Here is a 17,518-nt window from a genome sequence, read left to right as displayed (position 1 = left end):
AGGCGAAGTCAATCGACTTGCCATTTCCCCCTGCGGGGTCGGGATTTCCTTTTCGACGGTTGACTGAGGAGGAAAATTGGAATATACAGGAATCGGGAGCGGCGGGGGAATGCTGAGGCGAACCGAGGGGATGAGCTGGATCAAACTGCTGCAGGGGATCTTAAAACGGGCGCTTCCTTTCTTTTTCGTCGGATTGATCTTGGGGCTTTTCTATCCGCTGATCAATGAAAAGGGGCAACGCGCGATTCTGGGGGTGATCTCCGAGCATGCCTCGCCGATGACTTTTGATTTTCTGGCGAGCTATTCCGTGGCGGCGATCTCTCTCTTCACCTCAATGGGGGGCCGTACCGGGATGCCGATCCCGAAGGCGAGGCTCTTTCTCGGTTATTATCCCGCCAAGGCGGCGCTCGATTCGGCGTCGATTTTCTCCGGGATCGCCCTCGGGTTCACCTGCGGCCGATTGCCCCATCCGGTCGCCTGGCGGCTCTCCGCCTTCATGGCGATGTTGTACAGCTCCGGTATTCTCGTCTTGATCGTCGCCGCTTCTTTCCGAGGGCGGGTGATCCGGGACGAGCGGCTCTGCCGGGCGGTCTCCATTCTGCTGGCGCTCAGCGTGGTCGGGCTTTTCATCAAACATTACATTCTTTAAGATCTCGAGGGTGGTGAGGGCTTATGTCGGAACGGGTGGTGTTGATCACGGGGGGGGCGAAGGGGATCGGCCGGGCGATCGGGCTCGATCTCGCCGGCCGGGGATGGTCGGTGGCACTCTGCTATCGAACCAGCGAGAAAGAGGCCGAGGAGACGGCGGTGGCGATTCGGGAAAAAGGGGTGAAGGCACTCGCCGTCCGGGCCGACGTGTCCGATCCGAAAGCGGCCGAGCGATTTGTGAAAGAGGCCGAAGGGACGTGGGGGCGGATCGATGCGCTGGTCCATGCCGCCGGGCCGTATCATCGGGTCAACCTGCTGGAGGAAACGATCGAGGGATGGCATGAAATGTTCGACCACAATCTCCATCCGCTCTTTTACCTCGCCCGTCTCGTGACCCCCGCCATGAAGGCGCGGCGGTGGGGACGGATCGTCAGCTTCAGCATGGCGAACGCCGACCAGATGATCGGCCAGCCCCAGATCACGGCGCATTATATCTCGAAGGTCGGCGTCCTGATTCTCACCCGGTCTCTTGCCAAGCTGCTCGCCCCGCATGGGATCACGGTCAACGCGATCTCGCCCGGCTTCATCCGGACCGGAAGCGCCCCCGAGTCGGAGATGACGGGAATGATCAAGAACATCCCGGCCGGTTATGTCGGCGAGGTCACCGATGCGGTCGCCGTCGCCCGATTTCTCCTCTCCGACGAAGCGCGTTATGTCACCGGAGGGAACATCCATCTCAGCGGGGGATGGGGGGTCTAACGAATGCGGAGTGCGGATTTTAGATTGCGGAGTTAAAATAAGTGCGTCCTCCTTCCGTCTTCCGTGGAGAAGATAAATGATGAAGCAGCTTCGAAATATTATGCTGACCGGGTTGATCGCCCTGTTGCCCCTTTATCTCACGGTCACCCTCCTGATCTGGCTCTTCGGCTTGATCGACGGCGTCGCCCAGCCGTGGCTCTATAACGTTTTTGGGGTGGAGATCTGGGGGTTGGGGGTGGTGGCGACGGTGGTGATCATCTTCGTTGCCGGCCTGGTCGTCTCCAGCGTGACCGGCGCCCTCTTCCTCGGCTGGATGGACCGCATCCTGGAGCGCCTTCCGATTATCCGAGGGGTCTATCGGGGGATCAAGCAGATCGTCGATAGTTTTAACCCGCACAATCCCTCCGGTTTTAAGGAATTCGTTTTCGTGAAACAGACGAGCGGGGAGGGCTATATCGGCGGATTCCTCACCAGTGAATTCAGCCTCGTTCAAGCCAACGGCGTACGACAAAACATGGCGGTCGTTTTCATCCCGAGCAATCACCTCTATCTCGGCGCGATCCACATCGTCGAGCGGACCCGAATCGTCAAAACGGCCCTGACCCTTCAAGAGGGGGTCACCTTCGCCCTCTCCGCCGGCGCGTCGATGAAGGGAGAGGTCCGACAGATCGAGTGATCTTTTGACGTTCGACCCCTCTTGGCCTTACAATAAGCAGACGTAACGATGCTTTCATTCCCCCATTTTAAAAGGGCGCGATGTCGAACGAACCGTCCAATCCAAAGAAAAAGAAAACCTTCACCGATCCGATCTGCCTGATGGAGATCACCCCGGAAGAGTCGGTGGGGACGTACGATTATGAGGGGACGCGGTACTACTTCTGCTCGCAATTTTGTCTCGACCGCTTCCGGGAGTCGCCCGCCCAATTTTTAGAGGGGGCCCCGGCCGCGGCACCCGCTCCCCCGCGCCCGCCGGGGACAGAATACACCTGCCCGATGGACCCCGAGGTCCGGCAGATCGGGCCGGGCGCCTGTCCCAAGTGCGGCATGGCGCTCGAGCCGATGACGATCGCCCCGCCCGCGACGAAGACCGAATATGTCTGCCCGATGCATCCGGAGGTCGTTCGCGACGCGCCGGGATCGTGTCCGATCTGCGGCATGGCGCTGGAGCCGAGGACCGTCACGGTAGAAGAGGAGGCGAATCCCGAACTGATCGACATGACCCGCCGATTCCGGATCAGCCTCGCCTTGACGGTGCCGTTGCTCCTGCTCTCGATGTCCGACCTGATTCCGGGAAACCCGCTGCAGCAGATCGGCTCGCCCCGGCTGCTCGCTTGGATTCAGTTCGCGTTGGCGACCCCGGTGGTCCTTTGGGGAGGGTGGCCTTTCTTCCAGCGGGGATGGAACTCGATCGTCCACCGCTCGCTCAACATGTTTACGCTGATCGCCATCGGGACCGGGATCGCCTATCTCAACAGCATCGTGGCGGTCCTCTTCCCCGACCTTTTCCCCCCTTCCGTTCGCCAGGGTCATGCAGAGGCGCCGGTCTATTTTGAGGTGGCGGCGGTCATAATCGTTTTGGTCCAGCTCGGCCAGGTGCTGGAGCTGCGCGCCCGAAGCCGAACGAGCAGCGCCATCCGCGCCCTGCTGGGGCTCGCCCCCAAGACCGCCCGGCGGCTTCGGGAAGACGGAACGGAGGAGGATGTCCCGCTCGATGCGGTCCATCCCGGAGACCGCCTTCGGGTCCGGCCGGGGGAGCGAATTCCGGTCGATGGGATCATCCTGGAGGGGAGCAGCGCCGTCGACGAATCAATGATCACCGGCGAGCCGGTGCCGGTCGAGAAGGGACCGGGCAGCCGGGTGACCGGCGGGACGATCAATGGAACCGGCAGCGTCATCATGCGGGCCGAGCGGGTCGGCGCCGACACGCTGCTCGCCCGGATCGTCCGGATGGTCAGCGAGGCGCAGCGAAGCCGTGCCCCGATTCAACGGCTCGCCGACGTCGTCTCCGGCTACTTCGTTCCGATCGTGGTGGCGGCCTCGGTCGTGACCTTCCTCATCTGGTGGACGGTCGGCCCGGAGCCGCGGCTGGCCCATGCGATCGTCAATGCCGTCGCCGTTCTGATTATCGCCTGCCCCTGCGCGCTGGGGTTGGCGACACCGATGTCGATCATGGTCGCCACCGGGCGGGGGGCGACCGCCGGGGTGCTCTTTAAAAATGCCGAAGCGCTTGAACTGTTGCAAAAGGTCGACACCCTCGTCTTTGACAAAACCGGTACCCTGACCGAAGGGCGGCCCCGTCTGATCCGGGTCGTTCCGCTGCCGGGGTGGACGGAGGAAGCGCTCCTCCGGCTCGCCGCCAGCCTCGAGCGGGGAAGCGAGCATCCGCTCGCCGACGCGATCGTCGCCGGCGCGGCGAGCCGGGGGCTCTCCCTCACCGAGGCGAAGGAGTTCCGGTCGATCACCGGAAAGGGAGCGGTCGCCGTTGTGGAAGGGAAAAAGGTGGCCTTGGGGAATCGGGCGCTGTTCGAGGAGCTGAAGCTGCCGCTCGATCTCTTCGTCGAGCAGGCGGAGGCGCTCCGCCGCGACGGCCAGACGGTGATTTTCGTTGCCGTCGATGGCAAGCCGGCTGGACTGCTCGGGCTGGCCGATCCGATCAAAGAATCGACGCCGGAGGCGATCGCATCACTCAAAAAACATGGCATTCAAACGGTCATGCTGACCGGCGACAGCCGAACGACCGCCGAGGCGGTCGCCCGTAAACTGGAGATCGACAAAGTCATCGCCGAAGTCCTTCCCGATCAAAAGCGGGAGGTGATCAAGCGGCTGCAAATTGAAGGTCATACGGTGGCGATGGCGGGGGACGGCATTAATGACGCGCCGGCGCTCGCACAGGCCGACGTCGGGATCGCGATGGGGACCGGAACCGATGTGGCGATCGAGAGCGCCGGGGTGACGCTGGTCAAAGGGGATCTGCGGGGGGTGATCCGCGCCTATCGGCTGAGCCGCGCGACGATGCGAAACATCCGGCAGAATCTTCTCTTTGCTTTTATCTATAATAGTTTTGGCGTTCCGATCGCCGCCGGCGCGCTCTACCCCGCCTTCGGGATTCTTCTCAGCCCGATGATCGCGGCGGCGGCAATGAGCCTCAGCTCGGTCTCCGTGATCGCAAACGCGCTCCGGCTGCGGAAGGTCTCCCTCTAGCCATAAGAAAAAATCTAAAATTTTGGGTTTCTCCTCGATCGGTTAAGAGCGTTGGAATGGGCTTTGCCCCATTCCAAATGCTCTTGACTTGATCCGATTTTTCCCTTCCTTTTCATTTTTCTAAACTTTATAATCAGAGCCGCCGTCTGTCCTCACAGGCGGTCGAACCGATTCATTTGGTGTTCTTCAGGAGGATAAGGAGCTATGCGATCTATGATGGATAGATTAAAAACAACGGGATGGAGCGTCGCCCTCACCGCGGCGCTGGTTCTAATCGGTCAACCCCTGGCGGCGAATGCGAAAGGGGAGCCGGCGGAGAGCGTCGTAACGCTCAACGCGATGGATTATAGCTACAAGGGACCCGACCGTATTAAAGGGGGGGTCGTTAAGGTCGAAATTAATAATGGGGGAAAAGAGCTGCACCATGCCCAGCTGATTCAGCTCCTCGACGGGAAGACCTTCGATGATTTTGTCGGGCTGAAGCCGGCTTTAAGCGGCCCGCTGCCGCGCTGGGCGAAGTTTGTGGGGGGACCGAACGGGGCGATCCCCGGTGAGAAGGCGACCGCGGTGATGAACCTGGAGCCGGGCAACTATGTGGTGGCCTGCCTCATTCCCGATGCGAAGGGGGTTCCCCATCTTGCCCTCGGCATGATGAAGCCGCTGACCGTCACGGCGGCCGAGACAAAAAAAGCGGAGCCGAAGGCCGACGTCACCATCACTGTGGCCGATTTCAGATTTGTCCCCTCCCAACCGCTCACGGCCGGCAAGCATACGATCAAAGTGGTCAACAATGGAACGATGCCGCATGAACTGCTGCTGGTGCGGATGGCGCCCGGCAAAAAGGTAGCCGATTTCGGCGCTTTTGAAGCCGATCGCTCCGCCCCCCCTCCTGGAAAGCCGATCGGCGGGATCGTCGGCGTGCAGAACGGAATGCACACCTACTTCGAGACCGATCTGGCCCCCGGCAACTATGGGTTGATCTGCTTCTTTCCCGATGAGAAGGGGGAGCCCCACTTTAAGCGGGGAATGACGCTCGACTTTACCGTTGAATAAACCGGGTCGCGGAGGAAGCGCGCGCGCCGTCCTCGTCCTCCGCGATTCCCTCTGCCCGATGGTTTGAAGCTGAACTTGTCTTGAAGGTGAAATAAGGATCGATTGTGAAGAGAGCGACCCGGTATACGATTGTCCTTCTTCTCTTCTTTCTTCAATTCTCCTGCGCTTCGGCGCCGAAAGCCAAGGAGAGTCCCGCCACCCCGAAGCACTTCCTCTGGTCGGCGCAGTCGGAGACCGCCACCGTCTATCTTCTCGGTTCCATCCATGTGGCGAAACCGGAGATGTATCCGCTTGCCCCATCGATTGAAGCCGCTTTTGATCGGTCGGAGACGTTGGTGGTCGAGATCAACCCCGATGAGTTCGATGCGGCGCGCCTTCAGTCGCTTTTTCTCGAGTATGGGGCCTACCCGTTTGGGGAGACGCTCGATCAGAAGGTCTCGAAGGAGACCTACTCCCTGGCGGAGAAAAAATTTAAAGAGGCCGGCTTTCCGATGGGGCAGCTGAACCAGTTTAAGCCCTGGGTCTTGGCGGTCATGCTCCAGGCCGTGGAGCTGCAACGTCTCGGCTTCGACAAGCAATATGGGATTGACGAGCACTTTATCACCCAAGCGCGGGGAAAGAAACGGGTGGCGGCGTTTGAGACGGTGGAATACCAAATCGGTCTCTTCGACAGCTTCTCCGATCGTCTCCAGGAGCTGTTTCTTCGCTACACCATCTCCGATTTGAACCTTCTCTCCGACCAGATGGATTCGGTGGTGAGCGGCTGGCAGGTGGGGGACACCGGTGCGATTGAAGCGTTGATCTTCCAGAGTGTGAAAGAGGAGCCGGGGCTGGCGCCGGTCTATGACAAGCTGATCTATGAACGAAACGCGCAGATGGTCTCCAAGATCGAAGGGTTTTTAAAAACGAAGGAGCCTTATTTTGTCGTCGTCGGGGCGGGACATCTCGTCGGCCAAGGAGGAATCGTCGACCTTCTCCGAAAGAAAGGGTACGTTGTTCAACAGATGTAAGTCTCACATCGGCCTTCTTCCGCACCGCGCGCACCGCGCGGGGCGCATCCCCTTTTTCCGCAAAGAAGTCCTCCTGAGTGTTTTTCTCGGTCTCTCTTTCTCCTCCTCCCTTTATGCGTGGGGCGAAGCAGGGCATCGCATCGTCGCCGATGTGGCGGAGCGCCATCTCACGCAACCCGCACGCCAAGAGGTGGAGCGGCTTCTCGAAGGCGCATCGCTCGCATCGATCGCCGCTTGGGCCGATCGAATTCGCGGCGACCGCCCGGAGACGGCGCCGTGGCACTATGTCAATATTCCCTTCAAGGCATCTCGGTATAACCCAAACCGGGATTGTCTCTCTCCGGCCGAGGGAGACTGCCTGATCGCCGCGATCGCGCGATTTAAGAGGGTCCTCGCCGATCGGGCCCGCCCCCTCCCGGAGCGGGCCGAGGCGCTGAAGTTCCTGGTCCATCTGGTCGGCGACCTTCATCAGCCGCTCCACACCATTAACCGGGACGATCACGGCGGCAACGACCTTCCGGTGATCTTCTTCGGAGAAGCGCTCAATCCGTTCGGCGGGAAGCCGTGGAATCTCCATGCCGTCTGGGATACGGGGCTGATCGATCATACCGGCTTGACCGAGCCGGCGTATGTGGCCCGTTTGGAGGGGTGGCTGAAGAAGCAATCGCGCGCCGATCTTCAAAAAGGAACGGTCGTCGATTGGGCGTTGGAGGGGCATCGGGCCGCGACGCAGGTCGCGTATCGCCTTCCCGAAGATCGAAAACTCTCCAGACATTATTTCGAAAAGAGTCTCCCGGTGGTCGACGCACTCCTGGCCAAAGCGGGTGTTCGGCTGGCGCGGGTCTTGAATGAAGCGTTTAATATGGACCTTAAAAAGAAGGGGGCACCGTGATGGAAGCGCAGGAAGAGGTGGGACTGAAGGCGGCGATGCAGCTGGGAATGTACTATGCCTATCTGGCGCGGGCGCTCCGGAGGGTGATCAACCCGGAGGGTCCGGTCGAGCTCCCTGAACCGCTCCTCGATCAACAGCTCGAGCAACTCCGAAGCCATCTGGCGATCCCGCTGGCGAAGAACCGGGTGGTGCGTCAGAAGTGGGAAGAGATTGATAAAGAGGTGGCGCGAATCCGTCGGGAGGCGGCCGATCCGGCGACCTGGGGCGCGGCCGTCAAAGAAGCGAAGCGGCTTCTGCCGGAGGTGGAGATCCGCGCGGAGACGGTGAGCGATCTGGTCGCCCTGCTGCGGGGCGGCTGAGTTTTTGGAAGCAGATCGGCAAGAATCAAAAGGGGGGTGAAATGGGTTGGGCGATCATTATCGGGAGGGACGGCATTGGTCTTTATCAACATCTTCGTCCATTACGAAGTGCTCCGGATCATCATGGGAATCTTGCCCCGGCTCGCGATGCCGCCCCGCGCCCGGATGATTATCGTCGTCTTCGCTACCTTCGCCGCCCATACCGTTGAGGTTTGGCTCTACAGCATCGGCTATTACCTTATGGATCAGCTTCCTGGAATGGGCCGTTTTATCGGACAATTTAAAGGAGAGTTCTTCGATTACATCTACTTCTCCGCCGTGACCTACACCTCGCTCGGTCTAGGCGATGTCTACCCGACCGCCCCCTTCGGCTCATCACCGGGATCGAAGGGCTCAACGGCCTGTTGCTGATCACCTGGTCGGCCGCATTTACCTACCTCGCCATGCAGAAGTTTTGGGATCTGCATCCGCATCAGGAAGAAACGCCGAAAGAGAAGCTGAGACCCGAAGCGGGGCTGTAAGGGGAAAGGCGGCGGCCAGCGTCTCTCTTGATCCGCTCCACCCCGATCCGATAGAATACCTCTAATATCCGTTTGTCCCATTTCCCACAAGAAAAACCGAAAAACCTCTGAGATCCTCACTCGCCCGCTTCGGCACATCCGTAGGTCCTCCGGTGTAGAAAAGCAGGCCGAGATCATTCAAGCGCCAATGCACCTCATGCTATTGCAAGGAGGAAAAATCCAATGCGACCTCTTACACTGACCGCCATTTTCATTGTCTCGACCACCCTTTTGCTCGCGACGGTTTTTTCGGCCGCTGCCGCGGAAAAAGATCCCTGCGCGCCGCGCGTGCCGGCGGGAGAGCTGGCGCAATATAAAGCGATGAAGCCGCCGGTGGCCGATTCACCGGAGTCGATTCAAAAAGGAAAAGAGATCTTCAATGGGAAAGGAAGCTGCGCCGGCTGTCATGGAAATGAAGGAAAAGGAGATGGTCCGTTGGCGGCCTCCCTTAACCCATCGCCGCGGAATTTCACCGATCCGAAGTTCGACCAGTGTAAGAGCGCGGGGGAGATGTTCTGGGCGGTGAAAAATGGGATCTCCGGCACCGGGATGCTCTCCGCCGTCGGCAGCGGTCTCATCACCGAAGAGGAGGCATGGCAGGCGGTTCTGTATGAGCGAAGCCTGGGGAAGAAGTAGGCTGTTATCGTTAATCGCTTAGGCCATCGAAATCGCCTCGAGCAGGCCGGGATTTTCAATCGCCCGGCCGCCGCCGAGCGCGACACTCAGCAGCGCCCCCTTGTCGATGATGATCGGGAGACCGGTTTCATGCTGAAGACGGATATCCAACTTTCGGATCAGCGCCCCGCCGCCGGTAATCACGATCCCTTTTTCGACGATGTCGCCCGACAACGCAGGCGGGGTGTTCGCCAGCGCCATTTTGATCGCGTTGACGATCACCCGCACCGACGGGGCGATCGCCTCGGCAATCTCGTTGGAGTCGATCTCGACGATCCGGGGAAGCCCGGTGACGGAGTCGCGTCCCTTGACCCGCGCCTTCTGGACCTCCCCGTCGGGCCAGGCGGTGCCGAGGGCGATCTTGACCTGCTCCGCCGTCTGCTCGCCGATGAGAAGATGATGCCGGCGCTTGACCATCTCGATGATCTTTTCGTCCATTGCATCGCCGCCGACCCGGACCGAATGGCAGCAGACGATGCCGGCCAATGAGAGAACCGCCACTTCGGTCGTCCCGCCGCCGATGTCGACCAGCATATTTCCGACCGGTTCGAGGACCGGCATCTCGGCCCCGATCGCCGCGACGATCGGTTCTTTGATCAAGAGGATCTTCTTCGCGCCGATCGAATAGCCGACCTCTTCAACGGCCCGCCGTTCGATTTCGGTGACGCCGTGCGGCAGGCTGACGGCGATCGACGGTTTTCCGAACGGCCATCGGCGGCGTGCCCGCCGGATAAAAAACTCGAGCATCTCTTTCGCAAGGTCGAAGTCGGCGACGACCCCCTGTTTGATCGGCCGGACGGTCCGGATCATCGTCGGAGCCTTTCCGACGAGCGCCTTGGCCTCCTGTCCGACGGCGATGACCTCTTGCTTTCCCTGGGCTCCTTCGCGGACGGCGACGACGGAGGGCTCGTTCACGACGATCCCTTTTCCCCGGACGTAAACGAGGGTGTTGGTGGTTCCAAGGTCGACGGAGATATCGGCGACCCAAGGCCGCATCCAGGGGAAGACGCTTCGAGAAAGTTCTTTCATCCTTGATTCCTCACTCTCAATTCGTTCTTACGATAAAGAACGTGTTCTTGGAAAGGCGATCCGGCATCCATGCATGGACTGATCCTTCCAGCAAGGGAGGATTTCTGCTTGTACAGGTTATTTCCGAGCTTCCTTCTGCCGCAGGCGGAGCAGCGACAGCTCCTGCAGCAAGGTCTCTTGCAACCCTTCTTCCAGGGGCCGAGTCTTAAAGCCCAATTCGCGGCGGGCCTTCTCGCTGCTTCCGAGGTAGGTCGTCCCGGCGATGGCCCGGAGGCTCTCGGCGCGGTAGAGATCGGGAAGCGGGAGGAGCGGCTCGATTGCGCCGACCAGCGCCGCAAATGCCTTCAACAGCCCCGGCGGGGGATGAAGACGGGGCGCCTTGATCCCGGTGACCCGCTCCGCGATTTCGAACGCCGCCTGCAGGGTATGCGGCGGCCCGGCGATGATGTAGTCTTCCCCCGGCCGTCCCCGCTCCATCGCCAAGAGATGGCCCCGCGCGATATCTTCCACATGGCCCCAACAGTAGGCGGTTCGTGGAGAGACCATCGGCAGCCGTCGTTTGAGATAGAGGAGAAAGAGATCTCTCACCGAGCTGGTATCCCCCGGGCCGTAGACCAAGCCGGGGAGGACGATCACGAGCGGCAGGCCCTGCGCGATCATCGACTCGGCGATCTCGGTCTGCGCCGCCCACTTGGTCCGTTCATACTCGGAGAGCCACGGCCCGTCATAACGCGATTTTTCATCGACCGTTCGGCCGTTCGTATCAGAGTAGATCGCCAGCGTGCTGGTGTAGACCCCCTTCGAGATCTTGAGAGCCTTCATCGCGGTGAGGACATTGCGCGTGCCGTCGATGTTAATCCGCCGGGCCGCTTCCCTGTCCGGAGAGCCGACCTTGTACCAGCCAGCGACGTGGAATACACCATCCGCGCCGGCCATCGCCGGACGGAGACTCTCCAGATCGGTGATGTCTCCTTTCCGAACGTCGATGCCGAGATGAATGAGCGCGGCCGCCTTGGAGGGATCACGGGCGAGTGCGACAACTTGGTGGCCCGACGCAACCAGCTGGCGCGAAATCCGCCCGCCAATAAAGCCGGTTGCGCCGGTGACGAAGAATTTCATCATCGTCCTTAGGGAGTGAGTACCTGATGATACCAGGCGTTGATCGGATCGGCAAGCAACTGTGATCTAAATCACCTGATTTTCTCCCCTAGATCGAAGTGGAAAAGACCTTAGAGGTACGATAGGGCGCTTGACGCCGATCTCCCTAAATCGGTATTCTGCTGCAGATGGGTTGATAGAGAGAGGGTATTTTTATGGAAGAGGTTCTTTTTCATCTCGCCTTTCCGTTGGATGATCTGGAGGAGGCGAAGCGATTTTACGTCGATGGCCTCGGCTGCACCTTGGGACGGGAGTCGCCCCGTGCGATCACCCTCGAACTGGCCGGACATCAGCTGGTCGGCCATCTTGCTCCGGCGGTGGCGGGACAGAAGGGGATCTACCCGCGGCACTTCGGCCTGATCTTTAAGACCGAAGCGGGTTGGCAGGCGCTGGTCGACCGGGCCCAGGCAAAGGGCCTCCGGTTCTACCAGTCTCCTCGTCGCCGATTCGAGGGGAGCCGGCTGGAGCATGCCACCTTCTTTCTTGAAGATCCTTCGCACAACCTCCTTGAATTCAAATGGTACCGGTACGAATCGGCGATCTTCGGCGAGCGGGAGTTCGGCGCGGTCGGCGATACCGATCCGGAGCCCTGAGAATGTGTCCATCATATATCACACCGCTCCAATCGACAGAAGAAGCACTTCGCCCTTCATCTGCGGATGGAGATCGCAGATAAAGGTGAACTTCCCGGGGCGCGGTGGAATGAAGAGAATCCGCATCTCTGCCCCCGGCGCGATGTGGACCCCTCGGATTCCTTTTCCTAAGGTGGCTGAGCCGCCGCTCTCCACCCGGACATCGACCTCCTGCAAAAAGAGGGAGGTGAAGCCATGCTCGACCTGATCCACGTTCCGAAGGACGATCATCGCCGGCACCCCCGGCGTCAGCGGCTTTCCTTGAACTTCATACGCGGAATTTCGAATCACCACCTCGACCCGCGCCGGCCCCTCGGCGGGAAAGGTCACCGCGTTCCTGTCGCCAAAAATAACCAGTAAGACGATGAGAAAAAGTGTGGACGATGTCCAGTACCGATTCCTGACCTGCATCTGAATCCTCCCTGTTGAACCGGGCCCGAAAGCCCGCCTGAAGTCCATCGATCTGTCATCTCTAGAATAACCAAATGAAGGGGGCGATTGAAAGGCGGTCGGAGCGAGAGAGCGGTTTTCGGCATGCGTGGGCGGGTCTATCGTATTACTTATTAAGAAAACAATTCCCTTGACGACGACGGAACGGGTCGGTATTCTGCTTTAAGTTTAGGAGTGGTATGACCATGGCCAAAAGGAAGAGACCGGTCAACGGCGATTTTACCCTCGAGGTCGGTGCCGCGACCGATGTCGCCCCGGTCGGACGGGGAAAGGGCAAGCCGCTGCACGAGCGGACGGCCGACGAAGAGCTGGATGTCGTCGACTGGGAGAAGGTTGCGGCGATGGCGGAGTTCAAGGCGCTCCTCGCCGCGAAACGGCGCTTTATTTTTCCGGCGACGATTTTTTTCATCGCTTACTACTTTGCCCTGCCGATTCTGGTCGGTTATGCGCCGGAGTTCATGAAGACGCAGGTCTTCGGCGTGGTGAACCTTGCGTATCTCTTCGCCCTCTCTCAGTTCTTCATGGCCTGGATCATCGCCGCCCTCTATGTCCGGGCGGCGGGGCGGTTTGATGGGATGATCGGGACGATTCTGGCCAAGTTGAAGAGGCGGAGATAGAGATGTCGACTTCGCTTCTTCTTTTTTTAATCTTCATCGCGATCACCCTGCTGATCACCTATTGGGCGGCGCGGCAGTCGAGCGGGTCGGCGGCCTTCTTCACGGCGAATCGGCAGATCACCGGCTGGCAGAATGGGCTTGCCGTTGCCGGTGATTATATGAGCGCCGCGTCTTTCCTAGGAATTGCGGGGATGATCGCCTTTCAGGGCTATGACGGCTTCATGTATTCGGTCGGCTTCCTCGTCGCCTATCTCACGGTGCTGTTGATTGTCGCGGAGCCGCTTCGGAACGCCGGTAAATATACGATGGCCGATGTGCTCGCTTATCGTCTCTCTCCACGGCCGGTCCGGGCGATGGCGTCGTTTTCTACGCTCACCGTCAGTACCTTTTATATGATCGCCCAGATGGTCGGCGCCGGGGCGTTGGTTTCCCTCTTATTGAAAGACTCCGGGCTGAACTATCAAACGGCCGTCATCGGCGTCGGGGTGTTGATGATTATTTATGTCGTCTTCGGCGGGATGCTCGCGACGACCTGGGTCCAGATTATCAAGGCGGTTCTCCTGATGGGGGGGACGATTTTTCTGAGCATCTTTGTGCTGGCCCACTTTGATTTCAGCTTCGGGAATTTTTTCAATGCCATCGCGCATGTGACCTACCACGATAAAACCGGGGCGGAGGTGACACATAACTTTCTTCAGCCCGGCCTGAAGTTTAAGCCCCCTTACGGCGCGCTCGATCTGATCTCGCTCGGTATGGCGCTGCTCTTTGGGACCGCCGGCCTGCCGCACATCTTGGTCCGCTTCTATACAGTGCCCGATGCCAAGACCGCCCGGGTGAGTGTCGTCTGGGCGATGGGGATCATCGGCGCATTTTATATTTTGACCACCTTTCTCGGCTTCGGCGCGGCGACGATCGTCGGGCGCGATTTCATCAGCAAGAACGGCGGGACGAACATGAGCGCGCCGCTCCTCGCCGAGACGCTCGGCGGCGAAATCTTCTTCGCCTTTATTTCGGCGATCGCCTTTGCAACGATCTTGGCCGTCGTCGCCGGCCTGACAATCAGCGCCTCGACGTCGTTTGCCCATGACTTTTATACCAACGTGCTCCACAAGGGAACCGAGCGGCACCCTGGCGAAGAGGTGCGCATCGCCCGGATCACCGCCTTTGTCGTCGGCGGCGTCTCGATGGGGATCGCCATCTCGCTCGGGCCGACGGCGAACGTCGCCTTTTTGGTCGGGCTGGCCTTCGCGGTGGCGGCTTCGGCGAACCTGCCGGTGATCGTCCTGTCGCTCTTCTGGAAGCGGTTCAACACGCGCGGGGCGGTGATCGGGCTGGCGACCGGATTGATCGCGTCGATCGGGTTGATCCTCATCAGCCCGAGCATCATGACGATCGATCCGCCGACCGTCGCCGGCGCGGCGCGCCACCTCATCCAAGCCGCCCCGATCTTCCCGCTGGAGAATCCCGGTCTGGTCAGCATCCCGCTCGGATTCCTCGGGGCGGTGATCGGAACGTTGCTCGGACGGGAGCCGAAGGCGGAGGCGAAGTTTGCTGAGCTGGTGGTCCGCGCGAACACCGGAATCGGCGCCGAAAAGGCGGGAGGGCATTGAGATGCGATTCGCTCTGGGGCCGATCTCCTTTCAGCTCGGAGTGGTATGGGGCCTCTTGTTTTTAATGGGTCAAGTCGATACTCTTTATGCCTGCGATGCACCGGCGGTTTCCATCGGCCAGACAAAGGGGGAGGTGAAAGCGATTTGCGGGGCGCCGAGTTCCATCGAGAAGCAGAAGGGGGGAAAGCGCTCCCGCGATCGGCACGCCGGAGATGTCGAAGCGTGGCATTACAATTTGGGACCGCAACAGCTGGTCCGGGTGCTTCGGTTCGAGAAGGGGAGACTGACCCAGATTGAGACCGGCGGATATGGCTGGACGGCGGAGGGCGCCGCCGATTACGGCTGTGAGCAGGCCGTTCTTCCGACCGGCAGCACCAAGGCGGAGGTGAAGGCCCGCTGCGGAAAACCGACCTCGATCCAAAAGAAAGAGGGACCGTATGAAACCTGGCGCTATAATCTGGGACCGAGCCGGTTTGTCCGGATTTTTCAGTTTCAGGGGGGACGGCTGGTCGGCATCAAAACGGGAGATTACGGAAAATAAGCGGGGCGCTTGTCTGTCATCCCAGAAGGTTTAATCTAGGGAGTCCGGACAGATCTCCTGTTTAGATTCTTAGAACGGATACGCTGTGAAGAGATATTTCTGGTTTATCAAGTAGACATTCATTAAGGAAAGGGTTGCGGTAATGCCATCATACCAGTACATCTACAACATGCAGGGGGTAACCAAAATCGTTCCCCCGAAGAGAGAAATCCTCAAAGACATTTCGCTCTCATTCTTGCCCGGCGCGAAGATCGGTGTCCTCGGTTTAAATGGCTCGGGGAAGTCGACACTGCTTCGGATCATGGCGGGAGAAGATCCGAATTTCCTCGGAGAGGCAAAGGCGGCAAAGGGGGTGCGGGTCGGCTATCTGGCGCAGGAGCCGAGGCTGGACCTGACCAAAGATGTCCGCGGGAATGTCGAAGAAGGGGTTGCAGGAACGAAGGCGCTGCTCGATGAATTCAACGCGGTGAGCGCCAAATTCGCCGAGCCGATGTCCGACGAGGCGATGGCGGCATTAATTGAAAAGCAGGGAAAGCTGCAAGAGCAGATCGATGCGGTGAACGCGTGGGATCTCGACCGACAGCTCGAAATCGCCGCCGATGCGCTCCGTCTCCCCCCCTGGGAGGCCGATGTCAATAAGCTCTCCGGCGGGGAGAAGCGGCGGGTCGCCCTCTGTCGGCTCCTCTTATCTGCGCCCGACATGCTCCTCCTCGACGAGCCGACGAACCATCTCGATGCCGAATCGGTCGCCTGGCTGGAGCGCTTCCTCACCGAATTTCCCGGGACGGTCGTCGCCGTGACGCACGATCGGTATTTTCTCGACAATGCCGCCGGCTGGATTCTGGAGCTCGACCGGGGCCGCGGCATCCCCTGGGAGGGAAATTATTCGTCGTGGCTCGATCAGAAATCGCAGCGGCTGGCGGTGGAAGAGAAGCAGGAGAGCGCCCGGCAGCGGGCGTTGAAGCATGAATTGGAGTGGGTTCGGACGGCACCGAAGGGACGTCACGCGAAAAGCAAGGCGCGCCTCCAAGCCTATGAAGAGCTGGCCTCGGTGGAGACCTTGGCGAGAAACGAAACGAAGGACATTATCATCCCGCCCGGCCCGCGCCTGGGCGACCTCGTCGTCGAGGCGGTGAACCTTCGAAAAGGGTTCGGCGACCGTCTCTTGATCGATGGCCTCAGCTTCAACCTCCCACGCGGCGGAATCGTCGGGATCATCGGCCCGAACGGCGCCGGAAAGACGACCCTCTTCAATATGATCGCCGGGCTGGAAAAACCCGATGCTGGAACCCTCCGGGTCGGCGAGACGGTGAAGCTCGCCTATGTCAATCAGTCGCGCGACACGCTCGATGACAAGAAGAATGTTTGGGAAGAGATCTCGGGCGGGAATGACATCATCATGATCGGAAAGAGAGAGCTCGCCTCACGCGCCTATGTCGGCGGATTTAATTTTAAGAACACCGACCAACAAAAACTGATCAAAGAGCTCTCCGGCGGGGAGCGAAACCGGGTCCACCTGGCGAAGCTGCTGCGAAGCGGCGGAAATCTCTTGCTGTTGGACGAGCCGAGCAATGACCTCGATGTGGAGACGCTCCGCGCGGTGGAAGAAGCGCTGCTCGATTTTGCCGGATGTGTCGTCGTCATCAGCCATGACCGCTGGTTCCTCGATCGAATCGCGACCCACATCCTCGCCTTCGAGGGGGACAGCAAGGTGGTTTGGTTCGAGGGAAATTACCAAGAGTACGAAGCCGATCGCCACAAGCGCCTGGGGGCAGAAGCCGATCAGCCGCACCGGATCAAATACAAACGGCTGACTCGGTAGAGCAGGAAAGAGGTTGATCGTCCTCCTGAAGCGAAGACGACGTCTCGCTTCAGGAGGACGGGTGGGTCGATTGTAAAATGTAAAAGCTACGCCGCTCTTCTCCGGCGCGCCGACTGCTTCGCCTGTTTCGAAAGGGCCTTTTTAGAGACCGACCGCTTTCCCTCCCGCTTTAATGCTTGTGTGGTCGCGCGGGAGCGCTTGGCGGAGGGTTTCCGCTTTCGACCGGCGGTGCTGCTGCTGTTGGTCGATTTGGCTGAAGATCCTTTTTTGGGAACAGCGACGCCGGCCCGCCGCGCCTTGGAGAGGCCGATCGCAATTGCCTGCTTTGCCGAGCGGGCGCCATGTTTGCCCTTCCGGACATGTTCAATCTCTTCACGAACGTATTCACCTGCTTGTGTGGTCGGCTTCTTCCCTTGCCGCTTTGCTTTACGCGCTCGTTGAACGGTTTTTTTCTCAGGCATGGTTTTCATCCTTTCTTCAGTTGCCCCCACTTGCTAAAAGA

General features: G+C 59.8%; 19 protein-coding genes. 15 read left to right on the top strand and 4 right to left on the bottom strand.

Annotation, left to right across the window (positions count from 1 at the left end):
* Window positions 1–76 precede the first annotated feature (76 nt).
* The 10 genes from HY282_08035 to HY282_07990 all read left to right on the top strand — a co-directional run bounded on the left by HY282_08035 (window position 77) and on the right by HY282_07990 (window position 9,118).
* Window positions 77–649 carry a hypothetical protein gene (locus tag HY282_08035; protein ID MBI3803698.1) on the top strand — a complete coding sequence of 191 codons (573 nt, stop codon included), beginning with the start codon at window positions 77–79 and terminating at the stop codon, window positions 647–649.
* Window positions 650–672: 23 nt separating this feature from the next.
* Window positions 673–1,407 carry an SDR family oxidoreductase gene (locus tag HY282_08030; protein MBI3803697.1) on the top strand — a complete coding sequence of 245 codons (735 nt, stop codon included), beginning with the start codon at window positions 673–675 and terminating at the stop codon, window positions 1,405–1,407.
* Window positions 1,408–1,483: 76 nt separating this feature from the next.
* Window positions 1,484–2,083 carry a DUF502 domain-containing protein gene (locus tag HY282_08025; GenBank protein ID MBI3803696.1) on the top strand — a complete coding sequence of 200 codons (600 nt, stop codon included), beginning with the start codon at window positions 1,484–1,486 and terminating at the stop codon, window positions 2,081–2,083.
* 80 nt (window positions 2,084–2,163) lie between these two features.
* A complete protein-coding gene (locus tag HY282_08020; protein ID MBI3803695.1) occupies window positions 2,164–4,608 on the top strand; it encodes a heavy metal translocating P-type ATPase in 2,445 nt (814 codons plus the stop codon).
* Window positions 4,609–4,821: 213 nt separating this feature from the next.
* On the top strand, window positions 4,822–5,661 hold the full coding sequence (locus tag HY282_08015; protein MBI3803694.1) for a hypothetical protein: 840 nt from the start codon (window positions 4,822–4,824) through the stop codon (window positions 5,659–5,661).
* Between the two features lie 104 nt (window positions 5,662–5,765).
* The gene (locus HY282_08010; protein MBI3803693.1) at window positions 5,766–6,671 is read left to right on the top strand and encodes a TraB/GumN family protein; all 906 of its coding nucleotides are present in this window, start codon (window positions 5,766–5,768) and stop codon (window positions 6,669–6,671) included.
* Window positions 6,655–7,563, top strand: a complete 909-nt coding sequence (locus HY282_08005; GenBank protein ID MBI3803692.1) for a S1/P1 nuclease — start codon at window positions 6,655–6,657, stop codon at window positions 7,561–7,563. The genes HY282_08010 and HY282_08005 overlap by 17 nt, the downstream gene beginning before the upstream one ends.
* Entirely contained in the window at window positions 7,563–7,922 is a 360-nt protein-coding gene (locus tag HY282_08000) for a hypothetical protein (GenBank protein ID MBI3803691.1), read from the top strand. The genes HY282_08005 and HY282_08000 overlap by 1 nt, the downstream gene beginning before the upstream one ends.
* Before the next feature lie 36 nt (window positions 7,923–7,958).
* Complete coding sequence (locus tag HY282_07995) at window positions 7,959–8,333, top strand: two pore domain potassium channel family protein (GenBank protein MBI3803690.1); 375 nt, start codon at window positions 7,959–7,961, stop codon at window positions 8,331–8,333.
* A 332-nt stretch (window positions 8,334–8,665) separates the two neighbouring features.
* A complete protein-coding gene (locus HY282_07990; GenBank protein MBI3803689.1) occupies window positions 8,666–9,118 on the top strand; it encodes a cytochrome c in 453 nt (150 codons plus the stop codon).
* 18 nt (window positions 9,119–9,136) lie between these two features.
* Here HY282_07990 and HY282_07985 read toward each other — a convergent pair whose 3' ends face one another.
* The gene (locus HY282_07985; protein MBI3803688.1) at window positions 9,137–10,186 is read right to left on the bottom strand and encodes a rod shape-determining protein; all 1,050 of its coding nucleotides are present in this window, start codon (window positions 10,184–10,186) and stop codon (window positions 9,137–9,139) included.
* A 117-nt stretch (window positions 10,187–10,303) separates the two neighbouring features.
* On the bottom strand, window positions 10,304–11,305 hold the full coding sequence (locus tag HY282_07980; protein ID MBI3803687.1) for an NAD-dependent epimerase/dehydratase family protein: 1,002 nt from the start codon (window positions 11,303–11,305) through the stop codon (window positions 10,304–10,306).
* 194 nt (window positions 11,306–11,499) lie between these two features.
* On the opposite strand from HY282_07980, the gene HY282_07975 reads away from it, so the two are divergent.
* The gene (locus HY282_07975; protein MBI3803686.1) at window positions 11,500–11,937 is read left to right on the top strand and encodes a VOC family protein; all 438 of its coding nucleotides are present in this window, start codon (window positions 11,500–11,502) and stop codon (window positions 11,935–11,937) included.
* 18 nt (window positions 11,938–11,955) lie between these two features.
* Here the strand turns inward: HY282_07975 and HY282_07970 are convergent, their stop codons facing one another.
* Window positions 11,956–12,387, bottom strand: coding sequence for a cupredoxin domain-containing protein (locus HY282_07970; protein MBI3803685.1), 432 nt, complete (start codon window positions 12,385–12,387; stop codon window positions 11,956–11,958).
* Window positions 12,388–12,767: 380 nt separating this feature from the next.
* On the opposite strand from HY282_07970, the gene HY282_07965 reads away from it, so the two are divergent.
* The 4 genes from HY282_07965 (at window position 12,768) to ettA (ending at window position 17,016) form a co-directional block, all read left to right on the top strand.
* Complete coding sequence (locus HY282_07965) at window positions 12,768–13,043, top strand: DUF485 domain-containing protein (GenBank protein ID MBI3803684.1); 276 nt, start codon at window positions 12,768–12,770, stop codon at window positions 13,041–13,043.
* Window positions 13,040–14,653: a cation/acetate symporter ActP gene (gene actP, locus HY282_07960; GenBank protein ID MBI3803683.1), complete on the top strand. Its 1,614-nt coding sequence runs from the start codon at window positions 13,040–13,042 to the stop codon at window positions 14,651–14,653. Before HY282_07965 ends, actP begins: the two co-directional genes overlap by 4 nt.
* A 1-nt stretch (window position 14,654) precedes the next feature.
* On the top strand, window positions 14,655–15,194 hold the full coding sequence (locus HY282_07955) for a DUF2845 domain-containing protein (GenBank protein ID MBI3803682.1): 540 nt from the start codon (window positions 14,655–14,657) through the stop codon (window positions 15,192–15,194).
* Between the two features lie 142 nt (window positions 15,195–15,336).
* Complete coding sequence (gene ettA, locus HY282_07950) at window positions 15,337–17,016, top strand: energy-dependent translational throttle protein EttA (protein MBI3803681.1); 1,680 nt, start codon at window positions 15,337–15,339, stop codon at window positions 17,014–17,016.
* A gap of 86 nt (window positions 17,017–17,102) precedes the next feature.
* Here the strand turns inward: ettA and HY282_07945 are convergent, their stop codons facing one another.
* Entirely contained in the window at window positions 17,103–17,477 is a 375-nt protein-coding gene (locus tag HY282_07945) for a transcription elongation factor (protein MBI3803680.1), read from the bottom strand.
* Window positions 17,478–17,518: the final 41 nt, after the last annotated feature.

The organism is Candidatus Manganitrophaceae bacterium, assembly GCA_016200325.1.
GTDB lineage: Bacteria > Nitrospirota > Nitrospiria > SBBL01 > Manganitrophaceae > Manganitrophus.
This window is presented reverse-complemented; position numbering and strand designations above follow the sequence as displayed.